Origin of the sequence: Pseudomonas sp. F(2018) (assembly GCF_005508865.1) — a bacterium.
Taxonomy (GTDB): Bacteria; Pseudomonadota; Gammaproteobacteria; order Pseudomonadales; family Pseudomonadaceae; genus Aquipseudomonas.
Genome location: NZ_SCOM01000002.1, coordinates 164,520 through 186,120, shown reverse-complemented (window position 1 = coordinate 186,120; position 21,601 = coordinate 164,520). Strand labels below are relative to the sequence as shown.

At 65.0% G+C, this 21,601-nt stretch carries 21 protein-coding genes and 1 pseudogene; 10 read left to right on the top strand and 12 right to left on the bottom strand.

Annotated features, from left to right (window positions below; all coding sequences use genetic code 11):
* Nucleotides 1-41: 41 nt before the first annotated feature.
* The gene (locus tag FFS62_RS08880) at nt 42-866 is read right to left on the bottom strand and encodes an SDR family NAD(P)-dependent oxidoreductase (RefSeq protein ID WP_137972472.1); all 825 of its coding nucleotides are present in this window, start codon (nt 864-866) and stop codon (nt 42-44) included.
* Between the two features lie 28 nt (nt 867-894).
* A complete protein-coding gene (gene dinG / locus FFS62_RS08875; RefSeq protein ID WP_137972471.1) occupies nt 895-3,042 on the bottom strand; it encodes an ATP-dependent DNA helicase DinG in 2,148 nt (715 codons plus the stop codon).
* A gap of 81 nt (nt 3,043-3,123) precedes the next feature.
* On the opposite strand from dinG, the gene FFS62_RS08870 reads away from it, so the two are divergent.
* Nucleotides 3,124-3,588, top strand: a complete 465-nt coding sequence (locus FFS62_RS08870) for a CopD family protein (protein WP_137972470.1) — start codon at nt 3,124-3,126, stop codon at nt 3,586-3,588.
* A 63-nt stretch (nt 3,589-3,651) separates the two neighbouring features.
* Here FFS62_RS08870 and FFS62_RS08865 read toward each other — a convergent pair whose 3' ends face one another.
* On the bottom strand, nt 3,652-4,389 hold the full coding sequence (locus FFS62_RS08865; RefSeq protein WP_137972469.1) for an OmpA family protein: 738 nt from the start codon (nt 4,387-4,389) through the stop codon (nt 3,652-3,654).
* Nucleotides 4,390-4,521: 132 nt separating this feature from the next.
* A pseudogene (locus FFS62_RS23415) lies at nt 4,522-4,884 on the bottom strand (OmpA family protein); the annotation flags it as partial.
* A 426-nt stretch (nt 4,885-5,310) separates the two neighbouring features.
* Here FFS62_RS23415 and FFS62_RS08855 point away from each other — a divergent pair.
* The 3 genes from FFS62_RS08855 (at nt 5,311) to FFS62_RS08845 (ending at nt 7,459) form a co-directional block, all read left to right on the top strand.
* Nucleotides 5,311-5,808 (top strand): DUF6231 family protein, encoded by a 498-nt coding sequence (locus tag FFS62_RS08855; protein WP_137972467.1) that lies wholly within the window; start codon nt 5,311-5,313, stop codon nt 5,806-5,808.
* Between the two features lie 4 nt (nt 5,809-5,812).
* Nucleotides 5,813-6,283, top strand: a complete 471-nt coding sequence (locus FFS62_RS08850) for a YchJ family protein (protein WP_137972466.1) — start codon at nt 5,813-5,815, stop codon at nt 6,281-6,283.
* A 63-nt stretch (nt 6,284-6,346) separates the two neighbouring features.
* Nucleotides 6,347-7,459, top strand: a complete 1,113-nt coding sequence (locus FFS62_RS08845; RefSeq protein ID WP_256662181.1) for a hypothetical protein — start codon at nt 6,347-6,349, stop codon at nt 7,457-7,459.
* A gap of 40 nt (nt 7,460-7,499) precedes the next feature.
* On the opposite strand, the gene FFS62_RS08840 is transcribed toward FFS62_RS08845, so the two are convergent.
* Nucleotides 7,500-8,075 carry a hypothetical protein gene (locus FFS62_RS08840; RefSeq protein WP_137972465.1) on the bottom strand — a complete coding sequence of 192 codons (576 nt, stop codon included), beginning with the start codon at nt 8,073-8,075 and terminating at the stop codon, nt 7,500-7,502.
* A 124-nt stretch (nt 8,076-8,199) separates the two neighbouring features.
* Between FFS62_RS08840 and FFS62_RS08835 the strand changes: the two genes are divergently transcribed.
* From FFS62_RS08835 to FFS62_RS08825, 3 genes are all read left to right on the top strand, one after another.
* On the top strand, nt 8,200-8,682 hold the full coding sequence (locus FFS62_RS08835; protein ID WP_371920112.1) for an LEA type 2 family protein: 483 nt from the start codon (nt 8,200-8,202) through the stop codon (nt 8,680-8,682).
* 4 nt (nt 8,683-8,686) lie between these two features.
* A complete protein-coding gene (locus FFS62_RS08830) occupies nt 8,687-8,887 on the top strand; it encodes an SEC-C metal-binding domain-containing protein (RefSeq protein WP_081963338.1) in 201 nt (66 codons plus the stop codon).
* A gap of 107 nt (nt 8,888-8,994) precedes the next feature.
* Nucleotides 8,995-11,532, top strand: coding sequence for a penicillin acylase family protein (locus FFS62_RS08825; protein WP_137972463.1), 2,538 nt, complete (start codon nt 8,995-8,997; stop codon nt 11,530-11,532).
* Nucleotides 11,533-11,590: 58 nt separating this feature from the next.
* Here the strand turns inward: FFS62_RS08825 and FFS62_RS08820 are convergent, their stop codons facing one another.
* The 4 genes from FFS62_RS08820 to FFS62_RS08805 form a co-directional block, all read right to left on the bottom strand.
* On the bottom strand, nt 11,591-12,646 hold the full coding sequence (locus tag FFS62_RS08820; protein ID WP_137972462.1) for a fatty acid desaturase: 1,056 nt from the start codon (nt 12,644-12,646) through the stop codon (nt 11,591-11,593).
* A 41-nt stretch (nt 12,647-12,687) separates the two neighbouring features.
* Nucleotides 12,688-13,719 (bottom strand): DUF2156 domain-containing protein, encoded by a 1,032-nt coding sequence (locus FFS62_RS08815; protein WP_137972461.1) that lies wholly within the window; start codon nt 13,717-13,719, stop codon nt 12,688-12,690.
* A 4-nt stretch (nt 13,720-13,723) separates the two neighbouring features.
* Nucleotides 13,724-14,584: a metal-dependent hydrolase gene (locus FFS62_RS08810; RefSeq protein ID WP_137972460.1), complete on the bottom strand. Its 861-nt coding sequence runs from the start codon at nt 14,582-14,584 to the stop codon at nt 13,724-13,726.
* Nucleotides 14,585-14,805: 221 nt separating this feature from the next.
* Entirely contained in the window at nt 14,806-16,179 is a 1,374-nt protein-coding gene (locus FFS62_RS08805; protein ID WP_137972459.1) for a choice-of-anchor Q domain-containing protein, read from the bottom strand.
* A 570-nt stretch (nt 16,180-16,749) separates the two neighbouring features.
* On the opposite strand from FFS62_RS08805, the gene FFS62_RS08800 reads away from it, so the two are divergent.
* From FFS62_RS08800 to FFS62_RS08790, 3 genes are all read left to right on the top strand, one after another.
* Nucleotides 16,750-17,427, top strand: coding sequence for a polysaccharide lyase family 7 protein (locus tag FFS62_RS08800; protein WP_137972458.1), 678 nt, complete (start codon nt 16,750-16,752; stop codon nt 17,425-17,427).
* Between the two features lie 238 nt (nt 17,428-17,665).
* Nucleotides 17,666-18,145, top strand: coding sequence for a hypothetical protein (locus tag FFS62_RS08795; protein ID WP_137972457.1), 480 nt, complete (start codon nt 17,666-17,668; stop codon nt 18,143-18,145).
* Nucleotides 18,146-18,303: 158 nt separating this feature from the next.
* On the top strand, nt 18,304-19,587 hold the full coding sequence (locus FFS62_RS08790) for an outer membrane protein transport protein (RefSeq protein WP_137972456.1): 1,284 nt from the start codon (nt 18,304-18,306) through the stop codon (nt 19,585-19,587).
* Nucleotides 19,588-19,650: 63 nt separating this feature from the next.
* Here the strand turns inward: FFS62_RS08790 and FFS62_RS08785 are convergent, their stop codons facing one another.
* The 3 genes from FFS62_RS08785 to FFS62_RS08780 all read right to left on the bottom strand — a co-directional run bounded on the left by FFS62_RS08785 (nt 19,651) and on the right by FFS62_RS08780 (nt 21,601).
* On the bottom strand, nt 19,651-20,199 hold the full coding sequence (locus FFS62_RS08785; RefSeq protein ID WP_137972455.1) for a glutathione peroxidase: 549 nt from the start codon (nt 20,197-20,199) through the stop codon (nt 19,651-19,653).
* A 74-nt stretch (nt 20,200-20,273) separates the two neighbouring features.
* The gene (locus tag FFS62_RS23410; protein ID WP_256662225.1) at nt 20,274-20,396 is read right to left on the bottom strand and encodes a hypothetical protein; all 123 of its coding nucleotides are present in this window, start codon (nt 20,394-20,396) and stop codon (nt 20,274-20,276) included.
* A complete protein-coding gene (locus tag FFS62_RS08780; RefSeq protein WP_137972454.1) occupies nt 20,393-21,601 on the bottom strand; it encodes an MFS transporter in 1,209 nt (402 codons plus the stop codon). The genes FFS62_RS23410 and FFS62_RS08780 overlap by 4 nt, the downstream gene beginning before the upstream one ends.

Below are 21,601 nucleotides of genomic sequence, written 5' to 3'. Positions count from 1 at the left end.
AGGCCGCCATCCGCACCGACTTGCGCCAGCTCACGCCAGCATCAGACGGTACCGCCTTTTATCCGGTCAAGCAGCCGATCCGGCAGCAGGCGATTGAGCACGCGGAACAGCTTGGCCGGCACCGTCACCGGGTAGCGGGTGCGCGGCACGCGGCTGTCCAGCGCCTGCAGCACGGCCTCGGCCACGGCCTCCGCCGGCAGGGTGTACTTCACCGCGGCGCCCTCCTTGGCCAGGCGCTCCTCCATCAGCGCATAGCTGGCGGCATGCGCGCCACGGCTGGTGTCCACGTGCTTGCGCAGGGCCAGCAGGCTGTTGGCGCGGAAGCGCGCGATGATCGGCCCCGGCTCGATCAGCACCGCCTCGATGCCGCTGCCGGCCAGCTCCAGGCGCAGGGTGTCGACCAGCCCTTCCATGGCGAACTTGGAGGCGTTGTAGGCGCCGCGCAGCGGCAGCGCGGCATAGCCGAGCACCGAGCTGTTGAACAGGATGCGGCCGTGACCCTGGCGGCGCATGACCGGCAGCACCGCGGCGGTCAGTTCGATGGGGCCGAACAGGTTGCTCTCGAACTGCTCGCGCCAGGCCACCCGCGGCAGGTCCTCGATAGCGCCGGGCTGGCCGTAGCCAGCGTTGTTGAACAGTGCATCCAGGCCACCGCCGCTCTGTTCGAGCACCCAGGCCAGGGCCTCGGCGATGCTGGCGGAGTCGTCCAGGTCCAGGCGCACCGCCTCGAAGCCTTCGGCCTGCAGACGGGCGACGTCTTCGACCTTGCGTGCCGAGGCGAACACGCGCCAGCCGGCGGCGCGGCAGGCCAGCGCCGTGGCGTGGCCAATGCCGGTGGAACAGCCGGTGATCAGGATGGTGCGCATGGGCCAACTCCCTGGCAGATAAATGAGGTCAGGCGATCTCGCGGCGGAACGGCGGCAAGGCGTTGAGAATCGCCTTGCCATAACGCTGGGTCACTACGCGGCGGTCCAGCAGGGTGATGGTGCCGCGGTCGGCCTCGGTGCGCAGCAGGCGACCGCAGGCCTGGATCAGGCGCAGGGACGCGTCGGGCACGGCGATCTCCATGAACGGATTGCCGCCACGCGCCTCGATCCACTCGGCCAGCGCCGCCTCTACCGGGTCGTCCGGCACGGCGAAGGGAATCTTGGCGATCACCACGTGCTCACAATAGGCACCCGGCAGGTCGACGCCCTCGGCGAAGCTGGCCAGGCCGAACAGCACGCTCTCCTCGCCGTCGTCGACCCGCGCCTTGTGCTTGTTCAGGGTCTCCTGCTTGGACAGGTTGCCCTGGATCAGCACGCGTTTGCGCCAGTCACGGTCGAGTCCGTCGAACACGTCCTGCATCTGCTTGCGCGAGGAGTACAGCACCAGGGTGCCACGCGCGCCCTTCACCAGTGCCGGCAGGTCGCGAATGATGGCGGCGGTGTGGGCGGCGGCATCACGCGGGTCGGCCTTGAGGTCCGGCACCCGCAGTACGCCGGCATCGGCATGGTGGAACGGACTGGGCACCACGGCAGTAACCGCCGCCTTGGGCAGGCCGGAACGCATGCGGAAGCGATCGAAGGTGCCCAGCGCGGTCAGGGTGGCCGAAGTCACCAGGGCGCCATAGGCGACATTCCACAGGTTGCGCCGCAGGGTCTCGGCCGCCAGGATCGGGCTGGCATTGACCTCGATATCGAAGGCCGCGCCGCTGTCGGCCAGGGTCAGCCAGCGCGCCATTGGCGGGCTGTCTTCCGGATCCTCGACGGTGAAGGCGGTCCAAAGCTCCCAGTTGCCCTGGGCGCGAGCCAGCAGGCTGCCGAACAACGGGTACCACTCCTCGGCCTGGTGACTGGCGAGGCCCAGGCTGGTGCCCTCGTCGTCCATGGCCTGCTTGAGCAGTTCGGTGAGGCGGGTGAACACGTCGGTGAGCTTGGCGAAGCCCTTCTTCAGTTCGATGCCCAGCTCGCGCAGGTGCTCCGGCACCAGACCACCCTCGAAGCGGTGGCGTGGGCGCTCGCGGCCCTCCATATCTTCGCCGGCACGAAAGTCGGCCAGCTGCTCGCAGGCGCTGAACATGAATTGCTGCTGGGTCCTGAGCTCTTTGGCCTGCTCCGGCACCTGCTCGATCAGGCGGCCGAGGTCGCCCGGCAGCGGATGCTGGGCCAGCAGCTTGGTCAGGTTCTTCTCCACCTGGCCGAGCCAGTCGGCGGTGCTGCGCAGGCGGGTGAAGTGGGCGAAGTGGCCGATGGCCTTGTCCGGCAGGTGGTGGCCTTCGTCGAATACGTAGAGCGTCTCGCGCGGGTCCGGCAGCACGGCGCCGCCGCCCAGGGCCAGGTCGGCCAGGACCATATCGTGGTTGGTGACGATCACGTCGACCTTGGTCATGCCCTCGCGCGCTTTATAGAAGGCGCATTGCTGGAAGTTCGGACAGTGCCGATTGGTGCACTGGCTGTGGTCGGTGGTCAGGGTGCCCCAGACCTGGTCTTCCAGTTCCTCCGGCCAGCTGTCACGGTCGCCGTCCCAGCGGTTGCCGGCGAGCTTCTCGATCATCTTGCTGTAGAGCTTCTGGCTGTTCTCGTCGACGTCGATGCGGAAGCCTTCTTCCTCGAACATTTGCGCCGTGGCGCTCTGCGCCTGGCCCTCTTGCAGCAGCATGTCCAGCTTGGACAGGCACAGGTAGCGACCGCGGCCCTTGGCCAGGGCGAAGCTGAACTGCAGGCCGGCGTTGCGCATCAGGTCCGGCAGGTCCTTGTGCACGATCTGCTCCTGCAGCGCGACCGTGGCGGTGGCGATCACCAGGCGCTTGCCGGCGGCCTTGGCGGTGGGAATGGCGGCCAGGCTGTAGGCGACCGTCTTGCCGGTACCGGTCCCCGCCTCCACCGCCACCACGGCGGGCTCGCCATCGCGCTGGCCTTCTTCGTTGTGCTTGATCGCCCCCAGCACCTTGGCCACTTCGGCGATCATCAGGCGCTGGCCATAGCGGGCCTTGAGCCCCTTGGCTTCGAGAAAACGGCTGTAGGCGCCCTGGATCTGGGACTTGAGTTCGGAGCTGAGCATGGGCGCGGAAAAGGCTGGATAAATTTTCAGTAGTTTACCGATAGGTTATGCTCGCGCGCCATCCCGCGACCGAGACTCCCGATGACCGTCTTCTCTGCTCTGTATGCCGTGCACCTGCTGGCCGCCCTGGTCTGGGTCGGCGGCATGTTCTTCGCCTGGATGATCCTGCGCCCGGCCGCCGTGGCCAAACTGCAGGCACCGGAACGCCTGACTCTGTGGCTGGAAGTGTTCCGCCGCTTCTTTCTCTGGGTATGGATCGCCGTGCTGCTTCTGCCGGTGTCCGGCGTGGGCATGCTGCACATGCGCTTCGCCGGCTTCGAGACCGCGCCGCGCTATGTACAGGTGATGATGGGGCTGTATCTGGTGATGCTCGCCCTGTTCCTGCGCGTGCGCTTCCTGCAGCTACCGCTGCTGCGCCAGGCCGTGGAGGCACAGAACTGGCCGGCAGGTGGCGAGGCTCTCGGACGCATCCGCCGTCTGGTGGGAAGCAATCTGCTGGTGGGGCTTGCCCTGGTAGCCATTGCGGCCACCCGCCCGACTTTCTGATAGCGCCGAATCAGCTCCCGCACCACCCAAGAGTGGTGCGGGAGTAGATCACCGCCAAAAACGCTATTGCGCGGGCTGCGCCTCGACTGACGCCTCGACCCGACGGTTGACGGCACGTCCCTCGTCGGTGCCATTGTCGGCCACCGGGCGAGACTCGCCGTATCCTACCGACGACACCCGATCACCCGCGACGCCGTACTGGTTGACCAGCACGTCACGCACGGCGTTGGCACGCCGCTCGGACAGACCCTGGTTGTAGGCATCGGAGCCATTGGAGTCGGTGTGACCTTCCACCGTGGTGCTGGTCTGCGGGTATTGGCTCATGAAGTCGGCCACTGCCTTGATATCGGCCTGGCTTTCTTGCTTGACCACAGACTTGTCGTAATCGAACTTGACGTCCAGCTCGACACGCACCGGATCACCTGCATCGACTACAGGCTCGGCGGCAGGGGCGGAATCCGGATAGGTGGGCAGCGGGCAACCGTTGTGCCGTACCGGAGTGTTGGGCGGGGTATCGGGGCAACGGTCGCGGCGATCGAATACACCATCGCCATCCTGGTCGCCGTCCTGGGCATAGCAGATCAGAGTTCCGATGACCGCACCGGCCACGGCACCTCCAGCTGCCCAAGTAGAACTTTCGATGGCGCCAAGACCTCCTCCGGCCAGGCCGCCAATCGCCGTGCAAATGGGCCAGTTCCCTTGGTTGAGCGGCGCATCTCCCGTACTGGAAGTCGTGACGCAACCAGAAAGAACACTACTGACCAAGAGAAGGGGTACAACTGCCCTTGAGATTCTTCTCATGGCGGGATCTCCTGTGTCACCGGTTCGATTACCGGTAACACAGGAGTAAAGACCCGTCCCCCAAAGTGTACAAGCCAGTCCCGGTGGACGACTGCGCCTTGTGCTGCAGCCGCCTTGCCGGGAGATGACTACTTAGGGGCGAGCTTCAACCTCGGCTTCCACGCGACGGTTGATGGCACGGCCTTCGCTGGTGGAGTTGTCAGCCACCGGGCGGCTTTCGCCATAACCCACCGAGCTCACGCGGTCACCGCCGACGCCATACTGGTTGACCAGTACGTCACGTACGGCATTGGCACGACGCTCGGACAGACCCTGGTTGTAAGCGTCGGTGCCGACGGAGTCGGTGTGACCTTCAACCACGGTGCTGGTGGACGGGTACTGGCTGAGGAAATCGGCCAGCGCCTTGATGTCGCCTTGGCTTTCTTCCTTGACCACGGACTTGTCGAAGTCGAACTTGACGTCCAGCTCGACACGTACCGGCTCGGCGGCTTCCGGAGTGACAGTCTCCTCGACCACGGTCTCTTCGACCACGGCCACTTGCTCTTCGGCGCCATGCACCCAGCAATAAGCCGCGGCCATACCGGCGCCAACCAGCGCACCGCCACCCGCCCACTCAGAGCTCTCAATCGCACCCAGTGCAGCACCGGTCACACCACCAACGGCCGCGCAGGTCGGCCAGTCGGTTTTCTGAATGCCAGCACAGCCGGTCAGCAGGCCGCTTGCCAGGATCAGGGGTACAGCTTTCCTTGTGATACTCATCTTCTTAGGTCTCCTGTAGGGAATCGGCATACAACCGACAGCAAAGAAGTAAAGATGGCTTCCTTACTATCTGCCAGTTATAGGCAGTTTCCATACCAAGGTCCATAGGCCATAAGCTCGGAGCGCGATAGTCTTGGCATTCGTACTCGGGATTTTCACCATATGAATCACGCTCCATCCTCACGCACACCGCAGCAGGCCTTGGCCGCGCTGCTCGATCACCATGCGCCGCAGCGCCTGTTGCTGGTCGGCGCCAGCCAGCTGCCGGCGGTAGCCGCCTTCCAGGAAGCTCATCCGCAGACCCTGCTGGCTCATGCTCCGGCCGGGGCGTTACCGGCCGACCTGGCGGCCCAGCGTTACGATCTTGCACTGGTGGTGGATTGCCTGGAGCACCTACCCAAGCGCACTGCGCTGGAATTGCTCGGTGGCATCCGCAACCTCAACGCCAGTCGCCTGGCCGTGCTGGTCGACCTGGCAGCCTGTGGTTGGCAGGAAACCGAGCTGTTCGCCCTGGCCCTGCAGGCCAGCGAAAGCTTCCAGCGCGAAGGCCAGACGCTGACCCTGTTCACCTACGACCTACGCGATTACAAGCAGGTTCCGGACTGGCTGAACGCCAAGTTCTGGGCCAATCCGCAGAACTTCGGCAAGTACTGGTGGTGATGCCATGAGCCAAGCCTGTCCCTGCGGCAGCGGCAGTTCGCTGGACGCCTGCTGCGGCCACTATCACCAGGGCACTCCGGCCCCCAGCGCCGAACACCTGATGCGTTCGCGCTACAGCGCCTATGTGCTGGGCCTGGTCGACTACCTGGTGGCCACCACCCTGCCCGCCCAGCAGGCGGGTCTCGACCGCGACGGCATCCGCGCCTGGAGCCTGGGCAGCACCTGGCTGGGGCTGGAAGTGGAAGGCAGCGAACTGATCGGCGCGCAGCCCGAGCACGCCTTCGTCACCTTCACCGCGCGCTGGCACGATGGCAGCGGCGAGCACAGCCACCGCGAGCGCTCGGCCTTCGTCCAGCGCGACGGCCGCTGGTACTTCCTCGACCCCACCACGCCACTCAAGGCCGGGCGCAACGACCCCTGCCCCTGCAACAGCGGACAGAAGTTCAAGAAGTGCTGCAGCAGCTACCTGAGCTGAGAAAACTCTGCTTCATTTGTTAGCCAGAACCCGGCGGGGGCCGGGGCCAACAAGGAGCAGTAGATGAAGCACAAGCACAGTGGAGCGGCGGCCGGCCTGGTCGCCCTGCTATTGGTCGGCGCCGTTCAGGCGGACGATGTGCAGGTCAGCCTGGGCAGCAGCGAGCGCGTCACCCGCCTGTTCGCCTACCCCAACAACTGCAGCGTGATCTGTTATCGCGACTGGACGCTGGAGCAGACCGCCGAGCACTACCTGCAGCAGAGCCTGGAGCGCGACGGCTACGCCGATGCCACGGTCAAGGTCAGCCAGAGCGGCGACATGCTCACGGCCAGCTTCAGCGGCGTTCCCACCGATTACGGCACACCGCTGAGCAACCTGCTGGCCGCCGGCGACTCGGCCTTCGACGGCGCCAGCAAGCTCAACAGCGACGGCAAGTGGCAGTACAGCTGGTACTTCTTCCTGCCCCTGGGCATGGCCCTGGACAACCGCAAGAGCGTGGAACTGCTGCACTTCCCGCCGGACTATTCGCTGACCCAGGCCCAGGACTACCTGGAGTCCAAGACCACCGACCGCTGGGCCTCGCTGCTGACTGAGAACGGCGTGGCGGCGGCGCAGACCCCGGCCTACCAGACCATCATCGACATCGCCCCGATCGCCGCACCGGCCAGCGCCGGCAGCGACCTCGAAGGGGTCTACAGCTACTTCACCGACTACCAGACGACGATGGTCGCCCAGCTCACCGCCGGCAGCGGTACTCCGCTGCCCATGGTCGCGTTCGGCGGACCGGTACGCACCTGGGTCAACAATCAGTACAAGGTCAACATCGGCGTGTTGGGGCTGGACGAGATCACCCCGGCACCGGGCCAGAACGTGCCGGTGCTCGGCGCCAACCACCCGAGCTATATCTGGTACGCGGCCGATCCGGAGAACTACGGCGGCGACCAGGCGAAGGCAGATGCCGCCGGGCTCAAGGTGATGGGTCAGGACATCAGCGCCGCCTGCTGGCAGGCCGGCATGGGCCAGAATCCTTCTGCCGATCCGCAGCAAACGCTGAACAGCTGCACGCAGAAATGGCAGGTCACCGACCAGGTGCAGACCTGCGAGCTGTTCTACACCTCGATCCGCAACCTGACGCCGCCCCAGGCCCAGGCCAAGTGCACGACCAGCAAGAGCTGAAGCCGCACAAGACAAGGCCCGCAAATGCGGGCCTTGTTCTTCACTCCTGCAGTTTGAGGTGCGACGTATCGGGCGGCGGCCCGGCCGGCGCGGCCTTGGCCTGGCCCATGTCGCTGCCGGTCGGTGCCAGGCTGAACTGCGAGAAATCCACCTGCGGGGCCTGGGCCTCGGGCTTGGCATCCTGCAGATCGGCTCCTACCGGCGCGATCCCGAAGTCCGGTGCCTGCACATCACTGAAAGCCGCCATGTACTCGTCACGTGGAATCACCCGCGCCGAGGTAGCGTTACCGGAGGCAGCCACCGGCGCTGGCGCAACTGCGGCAGGTGCCGGAGCGGGGGTGGCAACCGGAGCAGGAGCCGGTGGCGGGGCCATCTCTACCTCCTCCACTTCCAGCGCCTGAACGATGGCCAGCGCCCCGGCACGCTCCATGGTCGCGCGGTACTTCTCGGCACCGGCGGCATCCAGGTTGCTCTTGATCACGATGCGCCGACCGGAGAACAGCAAGGCGATGCGCTGGGCATCGGCCTGGAACAATAGCGCCAGATTCTCCTTCACCTGCTCCAGCGCCGCACCCGGCACCACCTGCCCGGCGAAGGCGATCTCGTAGAGGCTCATGGTCACACTCCTGTCCAATTCGGCCCCCAGTATGGCGCAGTTTTTTTCTGGGAACAGCAGGTGGCCGCCAAGCAGCCGCTTGTTACACTGGGGCGTCCATTGGAGCGATGCAATGTTTTCACAGATGCGATCCCATATCATCGCCCTGACGATCATCAGCGGCCTGCTGTCAGGCCTCACGGGATGCACCAGCTGGTTCAGCGGTGACTTCCAGGACCCGGAAGTCCACCTCGTCAAGGTCGATGTGATCAAGGCCAAACTGCTGGAGCAGCAGTTTTCCCTGCGCTTTCGCATCGACAATCCCAACGACTTCGAACTACCGATGCGCGGCCTGAGCTACGACATCGAGCTCAACGGCGTGCCGCTGGCCGAAGGCGAGTCCAGCGAGTGGCTCAACGTCCCCGCCCATGGCCACAGCAACTTCGAGGTGCCGGTGCGCACCAACCTGTGGCGCCACCTCAAGGGCGTGGTCAAGGCCCTGGAAGATCCCAATCGACCGATCCGCTACCGCCTGAGCGGCGAGGTGAAGACCGGGCTGCTGTTCGGCCGCGACGTGCATCTGCAGCGCAATGGCGAGATAATCCCCGGCGATCATATTCCGGAGTAGCTTCATGACTCAGCAACCCCACGTCCACGGCCCCGACTGCAACCACGACCACGATCATCACCATGATGACGATGGCCACGTGCACGGCCCGCACTGCAATCATCATCACCAGGAGCCGGTGCGCAACCCGCTGAAGGAAGTCGGCCGCAACGATCCCTGCCCCTGCGGCAGCCAGAAGAAGTTCAAGAAGTGCCACGGCGCCTGACCTGAACCCACCCGGCAGGGCGCAATGCCCTGCCAGGCCCCTACTCCCCGCTGCTTCCGCCCTCTACAATCCGCCCATCGTCCGCCGCCCTGCTCCAGGAGCCAGTCATGGGTTCGCGCCTGTTTTCTCGTCCGCTGTTCGTCGCCGCTGCTGCCACCCTGTGCAGCACCCTGTTTCTCGGCGGCTGCCAGTCCTTCCTCAATGGCCGCTACGCCAGCAGCGTGCACCCGGACCAGGGCATCGTCCGCGTCCAGGGGCTGGCGCAGAGCGTGGTGATCCGGCGCAATCCGCTGGGCATGCCGCTGATCGAGACCACCACCTTCCACGACGCGCTGTTCGCCCTGGGCTACGTGCACGCCGCCGACCGCCTCAGCCAGATGGTCGGCATGCGCCTGCTCGCCGAGGGTCGCCTGGCCGAGATGAACGGCCCCGGTGTGCTGGAAATCGACCGTTTCATGCGCACCGTCAACCTGCGCGCCAGCGCCGAGGTGCTGTACAAGAACGCCTCGCCGCGCATCAAGAAGTTCTTCGAGGTGTACTCGCGCGGCGTCAACGCCTACCTGTTCCGCTATCAGGACAAGCTGCCGATGGACCTGGCCGAGAGCGGCTACCGTCCGGCCTACTGGAAACCGGAAGACTCGGTGCTGCTGTTCTGCCTGCTCAACTTCGGCCTGTCGGTCAACCTGCAGGAGGAAATCGCCTCGCTGAACCTGGCGGACAAGGTCGGCGCCGACAAGCTGGCCTGGCTGCTGCCCAGCTACCCGGACGAGCCGCTGCCCTTCGAGGAAGCCGAGAAGCTGCGCGGTCTGAGCCTGGTCGGCAAGATTCCGGGCCTGGCCGCGGTAAACAACGCCGCCGGCCAGGTCGCGGCGCTGAACATGCTCGGCGTCGCCGCCTCCAACAACTGGGCCATCGCCCCGCAGAAGAGTCGCAGCGGCAAGAGCCTGCTGGCCAACGACACCCACCTGCCGCTGTCGATGCCTTCGATCTGGAACTTCGTACAGATCCGCTCGCCGAAATTCCAGGCCGCCGGCGTGTCCATCGCCGGGGTGCCGGCCGTGGTCGCCGGCTTCAACGGCAAGCTGGCCTGGGGCATGACCATGGTCATGGGCGACAACCAGGACCTGTTCCTGGAGAAGCTCAAGCGCGAGGGCGGCCGCCTCTACTACCAGGCCAACGGCAGGTGGCAGCCGGCCCGCGAGCGCCAGGAAACCTTCTTCATCCGCGGCCAGCGGCCGATCCGCGAGACCGTCTGGGAAACCCGTAACGGCCCGCTGCTAAACTCGGCGCTGGGCGAGCGCAAATCCCCGCTGCAACCGCTGCAGATGTCCAGCGGCTACGGCCTGGCCCTGCGCAGCATCCAGGGCGAGGCGGACCAATCGATCGACGCCTTCTTCGACCTGTCCCGCGCCCAGTCGGTGGAGCAGGCCTTCGAGGCCACCCGCGAAGTGCGCGCCATGGCACTGAACATCGTGTTCGCCGACGCCCAGCACATCGGCTGGCAGGTCACCGGCCGCTACCCCAACCGCAGGCAGGGCACCGGTCTGGTGCCGTCGCCGGGCTGGGACGGCGCCTACGACTGGGACGGCTACGCCGACGCCATGCTGCACCCCTACGACCAGGACCCGATGCAGGGCTGGCTGGGCACCGCCAACCACCGCACGGTGCCGCGCGGCTATGGCATGCAGCTGTCCAACTCCTGGTTCTACCCCGAGCGTGCCGAACGCATCGCGCAGCTGGCCGGCTCCGGACGCCACGACCAGAAAAGCATGATCGCCATGCAGTACGACCAGACCACGCCGTTCGCCGGCAAGCTGCAGGCGATGTTCGACGCACCGGGCATGGCCGCGCCGCTGAAGAAGGCCATCGCCGCCCTGCCGGCCGCCGAGCGCGGCAAGGCCGAGGAAGCCTACAAGCGCCTGATGGCCTTCGACGGGCGCATAGCCGCCTTCTCGGCCGATGCCGCGCTGTACAGCGCCTTCCTCCAGGAAAGCGCCAAGGCCACCTTCCTCGACGAGCTGGGCCCGCAGACCAGCCCGGCCTGGCGCGCCCTGGTGGAGATCGGCAACAACAGCTATTCGGCCCAGGCCGACCACCTGCTGGGGCGCGACGACAGTCCGTTCTGGGACGACGTGAAGACCGCGCAGAAGGAAGACAAGCCGGCGATCATGGCGCGCAGCCTGGCCGGCGCCGTCAGCTACCTGGAAGCCGAACTGGGCGCCAACCGCAGCGCCTGGCAGTGGGGCAAGCTGCACCAGTACCGTTGGACCAGCGAGGCTACCAAGATGGCGCCCTACCTGAGCGCCAGCCAGCGCAGTGGCATCGAGGCCATCAGCGGCTATCTGGACCGCGGCCCCTACCCGGCCGGTGGCGACCACGGCACCCTCAACGTGGCCGCCTACGAATGGGGCAATGACTTCAACGTATGGCTGATCCCGGCCATGCGCGTGGTGGTCGACTTCGGCCTGGAAGAACCGATGATCGGGGTCAACAGCTCCGGCCAGTCCGGCAACCCGGCCAGCCCGCACTATGCCGACGGCATCGACGCCTGGCTCAAGGGCGGCTACATGAGCTTCCCGTTCCAGAGCCGCAACGTCGACAAGGTCTATGGCAACAAGCGCCTGATGCTGATGCCGGGCAAGTGACCATCGCCTGAATCACGTGCTGCGCGACTGATCACAGCCGCGCCTGCCCGCCCTCCCCTTACGCGGGGGAGGCGCTGGTATCGGGTGCAGAGGCTTCGTCGGCAACCGGGAAGCGGTAGCCTTCCTTGCCCACATAGCGCCCCGTCTGCTCGTCCCAGAGCCTGAGGCGCATCGCCCGCAAACCCTCCCAGAAGGAAATCACCTGGGAGTTGGCGAACAACTCGTTCTCCTTCCAGCAGCGCTTCAGGTTGTAGTTGGGGATATGCGGTATCAGGTGGTGAACGTTGTGAATCCCGATGCTCGCGGAGAACCAGCGCAATATCGGCGGGAAGATAAAGACGGACGAGCCGTGCAGCGCGCTGTCGACGAAGTTCCACTCCTGCGCCGGGTACCAGCGTGACTGTTCGAAGTGGTGATTGATGTAGAACAGGAACACCATCACCGGCGTGCCGAGGGCGTAGCTGAGCAGCTGGATCACGAACACCAGGCCGTAGCCCGAGGCCCACAAGCTCAGTCCGATCACCAGGATCGCCAGGCTGGTGAGGTGCACGGACAGGTGCACATGGCGCGGCCAGCGCCGGTCCGCGACCACGCGGGGGAAGATCACCAGCTTGTACAGCGCGTGCAGGGTAAAGAAGAAGGCCGGATGGCGCAGGATTCGGTAGTAGAGCCGCTGCCGACGGTTCAGCGCCTGGTATTGGCGAACGCTGAGCAGTGGCATGTCGCCGATGCCGGTGCGGGACAGGTCATTGGTGCTGCCGTGGTGGTAGTTGTGCTCGTGCTGCCAGTGGTGCGCCGGCATGAACACCAGCAACCCCAGCAACGGGCCGACGACATCGCTCAGGCGCTTGGAGCGAAACAGCGAGCCATGCATGACGTCGTGGAACAGCACGAAGTTGCGCGCCAGGAACAGGCTGTTGGCCAGCAGCAGGGAAACGGTTATCCACAGCGGCCCGCTCCAGTTCTGGTAGATCAGATAATTCAGCGCGAAGTGCGGGAGCAGCGTGGAGGCGATCTGCCAACCGGAGCGCGCATAGCTGGGGGTCGCGTAGCGCTGCGCCAGCTCGACCATCTGGCCTCTGGCGAGTTTTTCCTGCGAGTTCTGTACCGACATATGCAACCTGCCTCGTGACGTTGTGCCTGTGGGACTGCCGATCACAAGGCCCGCAGAGCCTTGAGGATTCCCAGCAGGTGGTAGAGCCTGAGCGTCGGCACGCCGGCGACGAAGGAAGCCTCCTGGCGCCCGCAGTACTTCTGCTTGTGAAAGAAATTCCCCTGGCAGGGATAGATGAATGCACAGCGGCGATAGATGAAGTCGAAGGCCCAGGCCACCCAGGCGTTGTGCGGATAGGCCTCGCCCTTCTTCAGCGCCAGCGGCGACAGCCCCAGGGTGAGGAACTCCTTGCCCTCGGCTTTGAACTGGCCCATGGCATGCAGGACGATGGCGTCGTTGGTGCCGTTCGGTGCGTCCTTGATCGCCCGCGACGCGTTGTGCAGGTAGCCGATGACCCGGCCGTCGCGGTACAGCGGGTCGAAAACGGCGAGGGCCAGTAGCCGGCCGTGCTTGCGCGCCCAGAAGTAGCGAACGCCCTCCTCGTCCTCGAATACCAGTGGCCGCGTCAGGCCGGCGAGATCATGGCCGCCCTTGCGCGCGAGCCACTCGCGGTTGAGCTCGTCCAGCTCCTCGCCGCCCTGCTCGCTGAGCCGCCCCTCGTGCACCTCGACGCCTTCGCTGCGCGCCTTGTTGCGCCAGCGGCGCAGGTGGGCGTACTGCTTGCCGCGCAGCTCGAGGTCGAAGCCGGCCAGGTCGATCTCCGAATTGACGCCGAACTCGTTCACCGGATAGCCGCGGGCGCTCAGCACATCGGCGAAGGCGCTGCCGATGTCGAGAAACACCGTGAGCACTCGGGTAGTCGCCAGATAGGCGTCGAGCAACGGCGCGAAGTCGGCCCTGGCCGCAATCGGGTCGCCGATCACCACATTCATCCCGCGCGGTGCGTAGAGCGGGTGCCTGACCGGGATATAGGCGAGATAGCCCAGTTGCGGGTGAATGAACTGGGCCGCGCCGGGCTGCAGCGAGGAATAGGCCATCGCGCTGCTGCCGTGGCGCAGCAGAAACGGCCACAGCCGCGAGTGTTGCGTCTGGTCGGCGCAGTCGCCGTCCAGCACCGTCGAAACGCTCTGCATCGCGTCACCCCCCGGATGGCTGGGTTTCGCCGATATCCACACGGATCACCTGCTTGCTCAGCACATGTTCGGCGAGCGCATGGTTGTCGGTTTGCGTCGGATGGAAGTCGCGCCTGAGCACCTGCAGGCAGCCCCGGGTCATACGCGCGAAGAAGCGTTCGTCACGGAAGAAATAGCGGAAGGCGCGGCGCCAGGTAGCGAGACGGAACAACTGGCCGTCCTGGCGCAGGAAGGTGGCGCAGGCCAGCGCCAGGTAGCTCATGTTGACCAGGTAGGCCATGACCACCCCGTAGCCCAGCCAGAAACGGCTGCCTTCGGTGGCCTGGTAGACGTCGAAGGCCACCGACTTGTGTTCGATTTCCTCGGCGAAATGCCACTCGTACAGGGCGCCGGCCCGCGCATCGCACTGCCGCAATCGGCCGCTGCTCAGGGTGATCTCGGCGAAGAGCTCGTTGATGCGCTCGACACCCACCACGAAGGCCAGCTGCTGCCGCGGGGTCGAGGTCGGGGTGAGAATCTTGAACGACAGGAAGCCGGTGAAGCGCCGGAACGTCTGCATGCGGAATCCCTGGCGCTGCAACACCTCGATGAACTGCTCGTGGCCGCGGGAATGGGAGAGCTCCTGGCCGATCAGGCCCCGCGCCTCCTGGAGCAGCGCGGGGTCTTCGATCTGGCCGAGGTACTTCTTGATCGTCTGGACGATGAAGGTCTCGCCGTCGGGGATGGTCATCGAATAGGCATTCAGCCAATGGGTCAGGAAGACGTCATCCTTGACCCAGATCCGCGGCGTTTCATGCTCGTCGTAGCGGATGTCGAAGCGCCGGGCGGAAAGGCTTTCCCGGCTGTCGCTGGCGTTATCGCTCATCAGGCATTCCCCGTGGTTGTGGTTATCTGGCTGGAGGCGCAGGGACAGCACTGCCCGCCTGTCTCGCTTGCGATAAGCGACGGGACTCTAGGGCACAACGAAGGCACCGCGACATCGGCCGAATGGCGTACCGGAAGAAAGGAATGAGGGGGGCGAGCGAAGTCGGCAGTGCGAGCCAGCCAATAAGGCGGCCAGCCCGCACCGCCGGTCAGGCAGGTCTATCAACGCTCGTAGGCACCCAGGTCACAGATCGAGCCGCCGTTGCGGTCGCCATCGCGCGGCCGTGCGACGCCGCGCTGGTCGTTGTGGGTACAGGAGCCCAGACCGGCATCCACCGCCGGGCTGCCATTGCGCAGCTGGTGGTACTGGGTGCCGGGCCCGTTGCCGTTGGCAACTGTCGTCGAGGACAGCCGCGCAGCGAGCACCTGGGTGAACACCACATCGTCCTCCACCGTGACACTGTTATCGGTGCAGGCGGTGAGGTCCGATCCGAGCAACAGTCCCAGGGCCCGGTAGCCAACTCCCTGGTGGCTGCAGTTCATCGGCACCTGGTTGAGCCGGTTGCCGGCGACGATGCTGTTGCGCAGCGCCAGGCTGCCCAGGTTGCTGACTCCGAGCCCCTCGTTGCCGGCCACGGTGACATAGCTCAGCTGCATCTGCGCTTCGGCGCCGCTGGGCGAGAAGCCGGCCAGGCCGTTGGCGATCACGCCATTGGTGTCGGTGCCGAAGTTGCCGCTGACCGTACTGTTGACCAGACGCAGCACGCCGCGCTCGTTGTTGACGATCGCCGCCCCGCCACCGCCGCCGGCATATTGCCCGGCCAGATTGCCGACGAAGGAGGAACGAGCCACGTCGGCATTTCCCTCGTTGTAGATGGCTCCGCCATGGGCGTAGTCGACGTCGTTGTCGGTGACGCTGTTGCCTTGGAAGTGCGTGTCGCGCACCACCAGCGTGCCCAGGTTGTAGATGGCGCCACCCCGCCCGGAGAAGCCCTCGTCGCCGTTGGAGTTGTTGTCGCGAAACAGGCTGAACCTGACATTCAGCTCGCCGAAGTTGGCGATCGCCCCGCCCTTGCCCTGGATGCCCGGCGTGGCGCGGTTGTCATAGAAGCCGACGTAGGTGATCACCGCCTCGCCGTCGTTGCGTATCGCCCCGCCATAGGTGTCGGCACGACCGCCACGCAGGCTCAGGTTGCGCAGGTTCAACTTGGCACCCGGCAACACTTCGACTAGGCGATCGGAAACACCTTGAATAAAGGTGTTGGTATAGATGTCGCCGACGATGGTCAGCTCGCCGGTGATATCCAGGTCGCCGCGAACACCCACGTCCTCATCAGGATCGGGCTCCTCGTCCGGGTTCCACCCAGGGTCGGCCAGCGTAAGGGGATAGGTACCCGGACGCAGCTCGATGCGATCCGGGCCGGGGTTGAGGTTGGCCTTGTAGATAGCCTCGCGCAGCGAACAGTCGTCCACGCAGGCCGGGCGAAACAGGTCTTGGGTGTTGCTGACCACAATGGTCGGGGCACCCTGAGCCGCAGGCGCGGACAGCGCGGCGGCCAGAGCAATAGAAGAGAAGCAAGCAGAGCGGATGTGCATGGCGATCCTCCAGATTATTGAGAACTCCCAGTCGGAGAATGCTCGGCTTCCGGCGACCGCCATCGATGCCTGAACGATGGGCAGCTCTCACTAGACTGACGAAATCTTCTCGGGTTCGCCGACACCCCCCGGCACCGCGTGACGCCCTTCACATCCCGCTGCCATTAGCCGTTTCGCTGTTGAAACATCCTCCCCTGACGATTTGAGAATCGCTTCACAAACCGCTCTAGCCTGGGGCTTTCCGTTCGTCGGTCGTCATCTCCGAACAAATATTGACAACCCGCCGCTTCGCTGTTGGAAACCCCTTGCGCATCAATGCGATAGAGAAATCACATCCCGCGTCGAATTACCGTCAATTTGTAGGCGCCAGTATATCGACGAACGGTAATTACCAAAGCCGACACAGCTCCGTATAAAGCGCTCCATCCCCGGTCGGATCACTGGCCAGGTTTCAAAAGCTTCATTCTGTGTGCGAGTAACTGGCAGGGCGGCTAGGCAGTTTTTCAAGTCGGGATCGACCTGCGCTCCGAATGAGATTTACCTCTTTATTCATCGGAGTTTTTTACTTTCATGATCGACCTCAACACCTGGAACCTCACCATCCCTGTTGGCGAACCGGCTACCACCATCGACACCCCGATGCTCGCCGGCGGTTACCAGGACGACTACTTCAAGAACATCAACGGCGTCCTGTTCTTCTGGGCACCGGTAGACGGCACCACCACCAAGAACGCCAAGTACCCGCGCAGCGAACTGCGCGAGACCTATGCCGACGGCACGCGTCGCAACTGGAAGTATCAGGATGCCGACAACAACAGCCTGGACGCCACGCTGAAAGTCACTCAGGTTCCGTCCACCGGAAAGGTCGTGATCGGCCAGATCCACAACGTGGAAGGTGACGATCCGCCCATCAAGGTGCAGTACCAGTACAGCGCCTCGGACAAGACCGGGAAGATCGTTGCGATTTATCGCAGCAAACCGGGTGTCGATAGCGTCAGCGTCACCATTCGCAGCGGCGTAGCGATGAACCAAGCGTTCTCCTACTCCATCCGCCTCACTCGTGCCGGCACGCTGGCGGTCTATACCAAGGTCAATTCGGTGAGCCAGCGCTGGACGACGAAGCTGGATCCGACCTGGGGCGCGCAGACCATGTACTTCAAGGCAGGCTCCTATGTGCAGGACAACATTGGCGACAACACCGAGGCAGGTGCCGTGGAGTTCAACCAACTGAAGATCACTCACCAATAAGCGAGTAACAGGCGCCGGCTACTGCCGGCGCTTGCTTGTAAATAGATCACTCTTAATCGCAGCTCGACATATGCAGACGCGACTAGAGGCTCAAATGTTTTAAAAACAAGCCTTTACATCCTATTTGTCGCACTAGACTTCAAGTTGAGCGGCTAACCCCGCTTCCGGCGGGGTCTTTATTAGAACCAAGAACAGCTGCCAAGCACCTGACCCCGCCGGCACCTTTCGCGAGGGCCTCATGGGAATTGCTGCCAGCGAGCTGTGCCAACACGTCATCCGCCCCACTCTCGTCTATCTGGGGCGCCATTCACCCACCGCCGAAGCCCTGCTCCTAGGCGCCGCCGCCAGTCAATCGGCACTCGGCAGCGCGCTGGACAACAGCCAGGGCCACGGTCTCTACCGCATCAGCGCCCTGCGCCACGAGCAGCTGTGGGACCTGCACCTGGCCCGCGATCCGGACCTGGCCAGCCTGGTCCGCGGCCTCGCCAGCCAACACGCGTTCCTCGCCGCACCGCACCTCGAACTGACGGTCAACCTGCGTTACGCCACGGCCATCGCCTGGCTGCTGGTGGAGAGCGAACATGCGGAGCTACCGGCCGCCGACGACCTGCACGGAATGGCGCGCATCTGGCGCAAGGTGTTCCATCCGCATGGCCGCCTGCGCGACTTTCTACAGGCCTGGCAGCAATGCATCCCACAACCTCACCAGGCGGCTTGAACGCGGTAAAGGTGGAACCTTTTCTGTGACTAACCAGTCACTTACAGGCCGACCCGGGGTTAACGAAAGTTCACGAAAAAGCCGTCCCAGAGCGGTTGGCAAGGTCCGGCAAACCGGTTAGCTTGCCGCCCTCGTTTTTGCTGTTCGTGAGCCTCCTAATGAAAAAACTCTGGTTGAAGACTTCTCTCGCAATGGCCATCGGTGCGGTTTCCACTCACAGCCTGGGCAACGGAATTGCCATCAACGAACAGAGCGTCAGCGGTGCCGGCACCTCCTTCGCCGGCCGCGCCTCCTCCGTCAACGACGCCTCCGTCCTGTTCGGCAACCCGGCGGGCCTGACCAAACTCAAACGCCCGGAAGTGACCGGCGGCTTCGGCCTGGTCGACGCCAACGTCGACCTCGACAACGCCAGTGACGAAACCGCCAAGGGCGACATGGTGCCCATGACCCCGGTGCCTTTCGCCTTCTATGCCAGCCCGATCGACGAGAGCTGGCACTGGGGCCTGGGCCTGTACGTGCCCTATGCGCTGATCAGCGACTACGAGAAGAGCTTCGGTGGCCGCTTCAAGGGCCAGTACAGCAAGGTGGAAGTGGTCACCCTGCAGCCGACCATCAGCTACCAGATCAACGACCGCGTGTCCGTCGGCTTCGGCCCGACCATCAACAAGATCAAGGGCAAGCTGGTCAGCAAGCTGGACAACAGCGCCGCCTTCGGCACCGGCGAGACCAAGGTCGGCATCAAGGGCGACGACGTCGGCTACGGCTTCAACGCCGGCGTGATGGTCGACGTCACCGACCAGCTGACCTGGGGCCTGACCTACCACTCCAAGGTCGACTACACCCTGGAAGGCCGCACCCGCATCACCGGCGGCGACGGCCCGATCTTCAGCGCCTTCAATGGCCAGTACGATGCCTCCCTGGACTTCACCACCCCGGAGACCGTGGACACCTCGGTCACCTACGCCTTCGACGACAAGTGGACCCTCTACGGCGGCGCCACCTTCACCCGCTGGAGCCGCCTGCAGGAGATCGTGGTCGAGAACCAGGGCACGCCGAGCATCCTCGGCCTGAGCCCGATCGGCGAAGTCAGCGAAGAGCTGAAGTGGCACGACACCTGGTCCTATGCCATCGGCGCTTCCTACCAGCTCAACCCGCAGTGGGTCCTGCGTACCGGCCTGGCCCTCGACCCGTCGCCGGCCGAGAACGAGCACCGTAGCGTGCGCATCCCGGTGGGCAACCGCAAGGTGTTCTCCCTGGGCGCCGGCTGGTCGCCGAACCCCGACCTGACCATCGATGCGGCCTACTCCTACCTGCGCGAGAACGAGGCCAAGGTCAACCAACACTCCACCGAACTGGCCGGTCGCGAGATCGCCCCGGGCTTCAGCGCCGAGTACAACAACAGCGCCCACTGCGTGGGCCTGCAGGCCACCTACCGCTTCTGACGGCAGGTTCTGCGGACATGAAAAAGCCGGGCATCTGCCCGGCTTTTCATGGGTCACCATTAATTACTGGGCGATAGCCTTCTCGATGGCCGCCAGCAGATCCTCGTCGTCCGGCTTGGTCAGGCTGGAGAAGCTGGCGATCACCTTGCCGTCGCGGCCCACCACGTATTTGTAGAAATTCCAGCGCGGCGCGCTGCTCTGCTCGGCCAGCTCGCTGAACAGCGGTATCGCATCGGCGCCGCTGACCGCCTGCGGCTCGCTCATGGCGAAGGTCACGCCGTAGTCGATGAAGCACACCTTGGCCGTCTCGCCGCTGTTGTCGGCCTCCTGCTTGAAATCGTCGGAAGGCACGCCGAGCACTTCCAGCCCCTGGCCCTTGTAGCGCTGGTACAGCGCCTCCAGGCCCTTGAACTGTGGAGTGAAGCCGCAATGGCTGGCGGTGTTGACTACCAGCAGCGGCTTGCCGGCGAAACGCTGGCACAGGTCGATGCGCTCCTTGGAGCGGAGCTGCTGCAGCTCGCCCTGGCCCTTGAGCAGCGGCGAACAGTCGGCCGCCCACAGCGGGGCGGCAAGCAGGGACGACAGCAGCAGGCAGGAAACACGCGCGATCATGGGGACATCTCCGAACGGTATGCGCCCACGCTACTCGTCCGCGCCCACGCCGGCAACGGCCGCCGCGGCAACGTTCAGCACAGGCTCATGCCCAGCTGCAGCAGGGCCAGTCCGCCCTGGCTCCAGCCCCACCAAGCGAGCACCAATAGCAGGGCCACTCCCAGCAGGGCCAGCGTGGTGAAGGCCGTACGGCTCACGCCGCTGCCCCGGCCCGCAAGCGTGCCACCGGCTGCTCGCGCACCGGCCAGTTGAGCGCCGCCGCCAGCAGGCCGAAGAGGATCGACAACTGCCAGACCACGTCATAGCTGCCGGTGTGGTCGTACAGATAGCCGCCCAACCAGCCGCCGAGGAAAGAGCCGATCTGGTGGAACAGGAATACGATGCCGCCGAGCATGGACAGGTTGCGCACGCCGAACAGGGTGGCCACCGTGCCATTGGTCAGCGGCACCGTGGACAGCCACAACAGCCCCATGGCCATGCCGAAGGCGTAGGCGCTCCACTCGGTCAGCGGCGAGTAGACGAAGGCGACTATCACCACCGTGCGTGCCAGGTACAGACCAGTGAGCAGACGCGGCTTGGACATGCGTCCGCCGAGCCAGCCGGCGATATAGGTGCCGAACACGTTGAACAGCCCGACCAGCGCCAGCACGGTGGTGCCGACCGAGGCCGGCAGGTGCTTGTCCACCAGGTACGACGGCAGGTGCACGCCGATAAATACCACCTGGAAGCCGCAGACGAAGAAGCCCAGCGCCAGCAACCAGAAGCCGGAATGACTGCAGGCTTCCTTCAACGCCCCCGCCAGGCTCTGCTCACTGCCGACCGGGGCCGGTTGCGGGTTGTCACGCACCATCAGCGCCAGCGGTACGATCAGCGCCACCAGCATGCCCAAGGCGATCAAGGCCGACGACCAGCCTAGCCAGCCGATCAGCCCGAGGGTGCCCGGCAGCATGGCGAACTGGCCGAAGGAACCGGCGGCCGCGGCGATGCCCATGCCGATGCTGCGCTTCTCCGGCGGAAGCGCCCGGCCGACCACGCCGAGCAGCACCGAGAACGAGGTGCCGGACAGGCCGATACCAATCAGCAGGCCGGCGCTCAGCGACAGCGACCAGGCCGAGTCGGCGCCAGCCATCAGCGACAGGCCGGCCGCGTAGAGCAGGCCACCGGCGACTATCACCCGGCGCGCACCGAAGCGGTCGGCAATGGCCCCGGTGACCGGCTGGGCCAGGCCCCAGATCAGGTTCTGCAGGGCGATGGCGAAGGCGAATACCTCGCGACCCCAGCCGTACTCGCCGCTCATGGGCGAGAGGAACAGGCCGAAGCCGTGGCGGACGCCCAGCGACAAGGCGAGGATCAGCGATGCTCCCAGCAGGAGCCAACTTGCCGTGCGCCATGGGTTGTTCAT

Coding starts and splice junctions, on each gene's coding strand:
- FFS62_RS08795 (WP_137972457.1), top strand. CDS start 17,666: ATGGGAATTGCTGCCAGCGAGCTGTGCCAACACGTCATCCGCCCCACT.
- FFS62_RS08800 (WP_137972458.1), top strand. CDS start 16,750: ATGATCGACCTCAACACCTGGAACCTCACCATCCCTGTTGGCGAACCG.
- FFS62_RS08815 (WP_137972461.1), bottom strand. CDS start 13,719: ATGCAGAGCGTTTCGACGGTGCTGGACGGCGACTGCGCCGACCAGACG.
- FFS62_RS08805 (WP_137972459.1), bottom strand. CDS start 16,179: ATGCACATCCGCTCTGCTTGCTTCTCTTCTATTGCTCTGGCCGCCGCG.
- FFS62_RS08785 (WP_137972455.1), bottom strand. CDS start 20,199: ATGATCGCGCGTGTTTCCTGCCTGCTGCTGTCGTCCCTGCTTGCCGCC.
- FFS62_RS08790 (WP_137972456.1), top strand. CDS start 18,304: ATGAAAAAACTCTGGTTGAAGACTTCTCTCGCAATGGCCATCGGTGCG.
- FFS62_RS08820 (WP_137972462.1), bottom strand. CDS start 12,646: ATGTCGGTACAGAACTCGCAGGAAAAACTCGCCAGAGGCCAGATGGTC.
- FFS62_RS08780 (WP_137972454.1), bottom strand. CDS start 21,601: ATGAACAACCCATGGCGCACGGCAAGTTGGCTCCTGCTGGGAGCATCG.
- FFS62_RS08870 (WP_137972470.1), top strand. CDS start 3,124: ATGACCGTCTTCTCTGCTCTGTATGCCGTGCACCTGCTGGCCGCCCTG.
- FFS62_RS08835 (WP_371920112.1), top strand. CDS start 8,200: ATGCGATCCCATATCATCGCCCTGACGATCATCAGCGGCCTGCTGTCA.
- FFS62_RS08840 (WP_137972465.1), bottom strand. CDS start 8,075: ATGAGCCTCTACGAGATCGCCTTCGCCGGGCAGGTGGTGCCGGGTGCG.
- FFS62_RS08830 (WP_081963338.1), top strand. CDS start 8,687: ATGACTCAGCAACCCCACGTCCACGGCCCCGACTGCAACCACGACCAC.
- FFS62_RS08850 (WP_137972466.1), top strand. CDS start 5,813: ATGAGCCAAGCCTGTCCCTGCGGCAGCGGCAGTTCGCTGGACGCCTGC.
- FFS62_RS08810 (WP_137972460.1), bottom strand. CDS start 14,584: ATGAGCGATAACGCCAGCGACAGCCGGGAAAGCCTTTCCGCCCGGCGC.
- dinG (WP_137972471.1), bottom strand. CDS start 3,042: ATGCTCAGCTCCGAACTCAAGTCCCAGATCCAGGGCGCCTACAGCCGT.
- FFS62_RS08855 (WP_137972467.1), top strand. CDS start 5,311: ATGAATCACGCTCCATCCTCACGCACACCGCAGCAGGCCTTGGCCGCG.
- FFS62_RS08825 (WP_137972463.1), top strand. CDS start 8,995: ATGGGTTCGCGCCTGTTTTCTCGTCCGCTGTTCGTCGCCGCTGCTGCC.
- FFS62_RS08865 (WP_137972469.1), bottom strand. CDS start 4,389: ATGAGAAGAATCTCAAGGGCAGTTGTACCCCTTCTCTTGGTCAGTAGT.
- FFS62_RS08880 (WP_137972472.1), bottom strand. CDS start 866: ATGCGCACCATCCTGATCACCGGCTGTTCCACCGGCATTGGCCACGCC.
- FFS62_RS08845 (WP_256662181.1), top strand. CDS start 6,347: ATGAAGCACAAGCACAGTGGAGCGGCGGCCGGCCTGGTCGCCCTGCTA.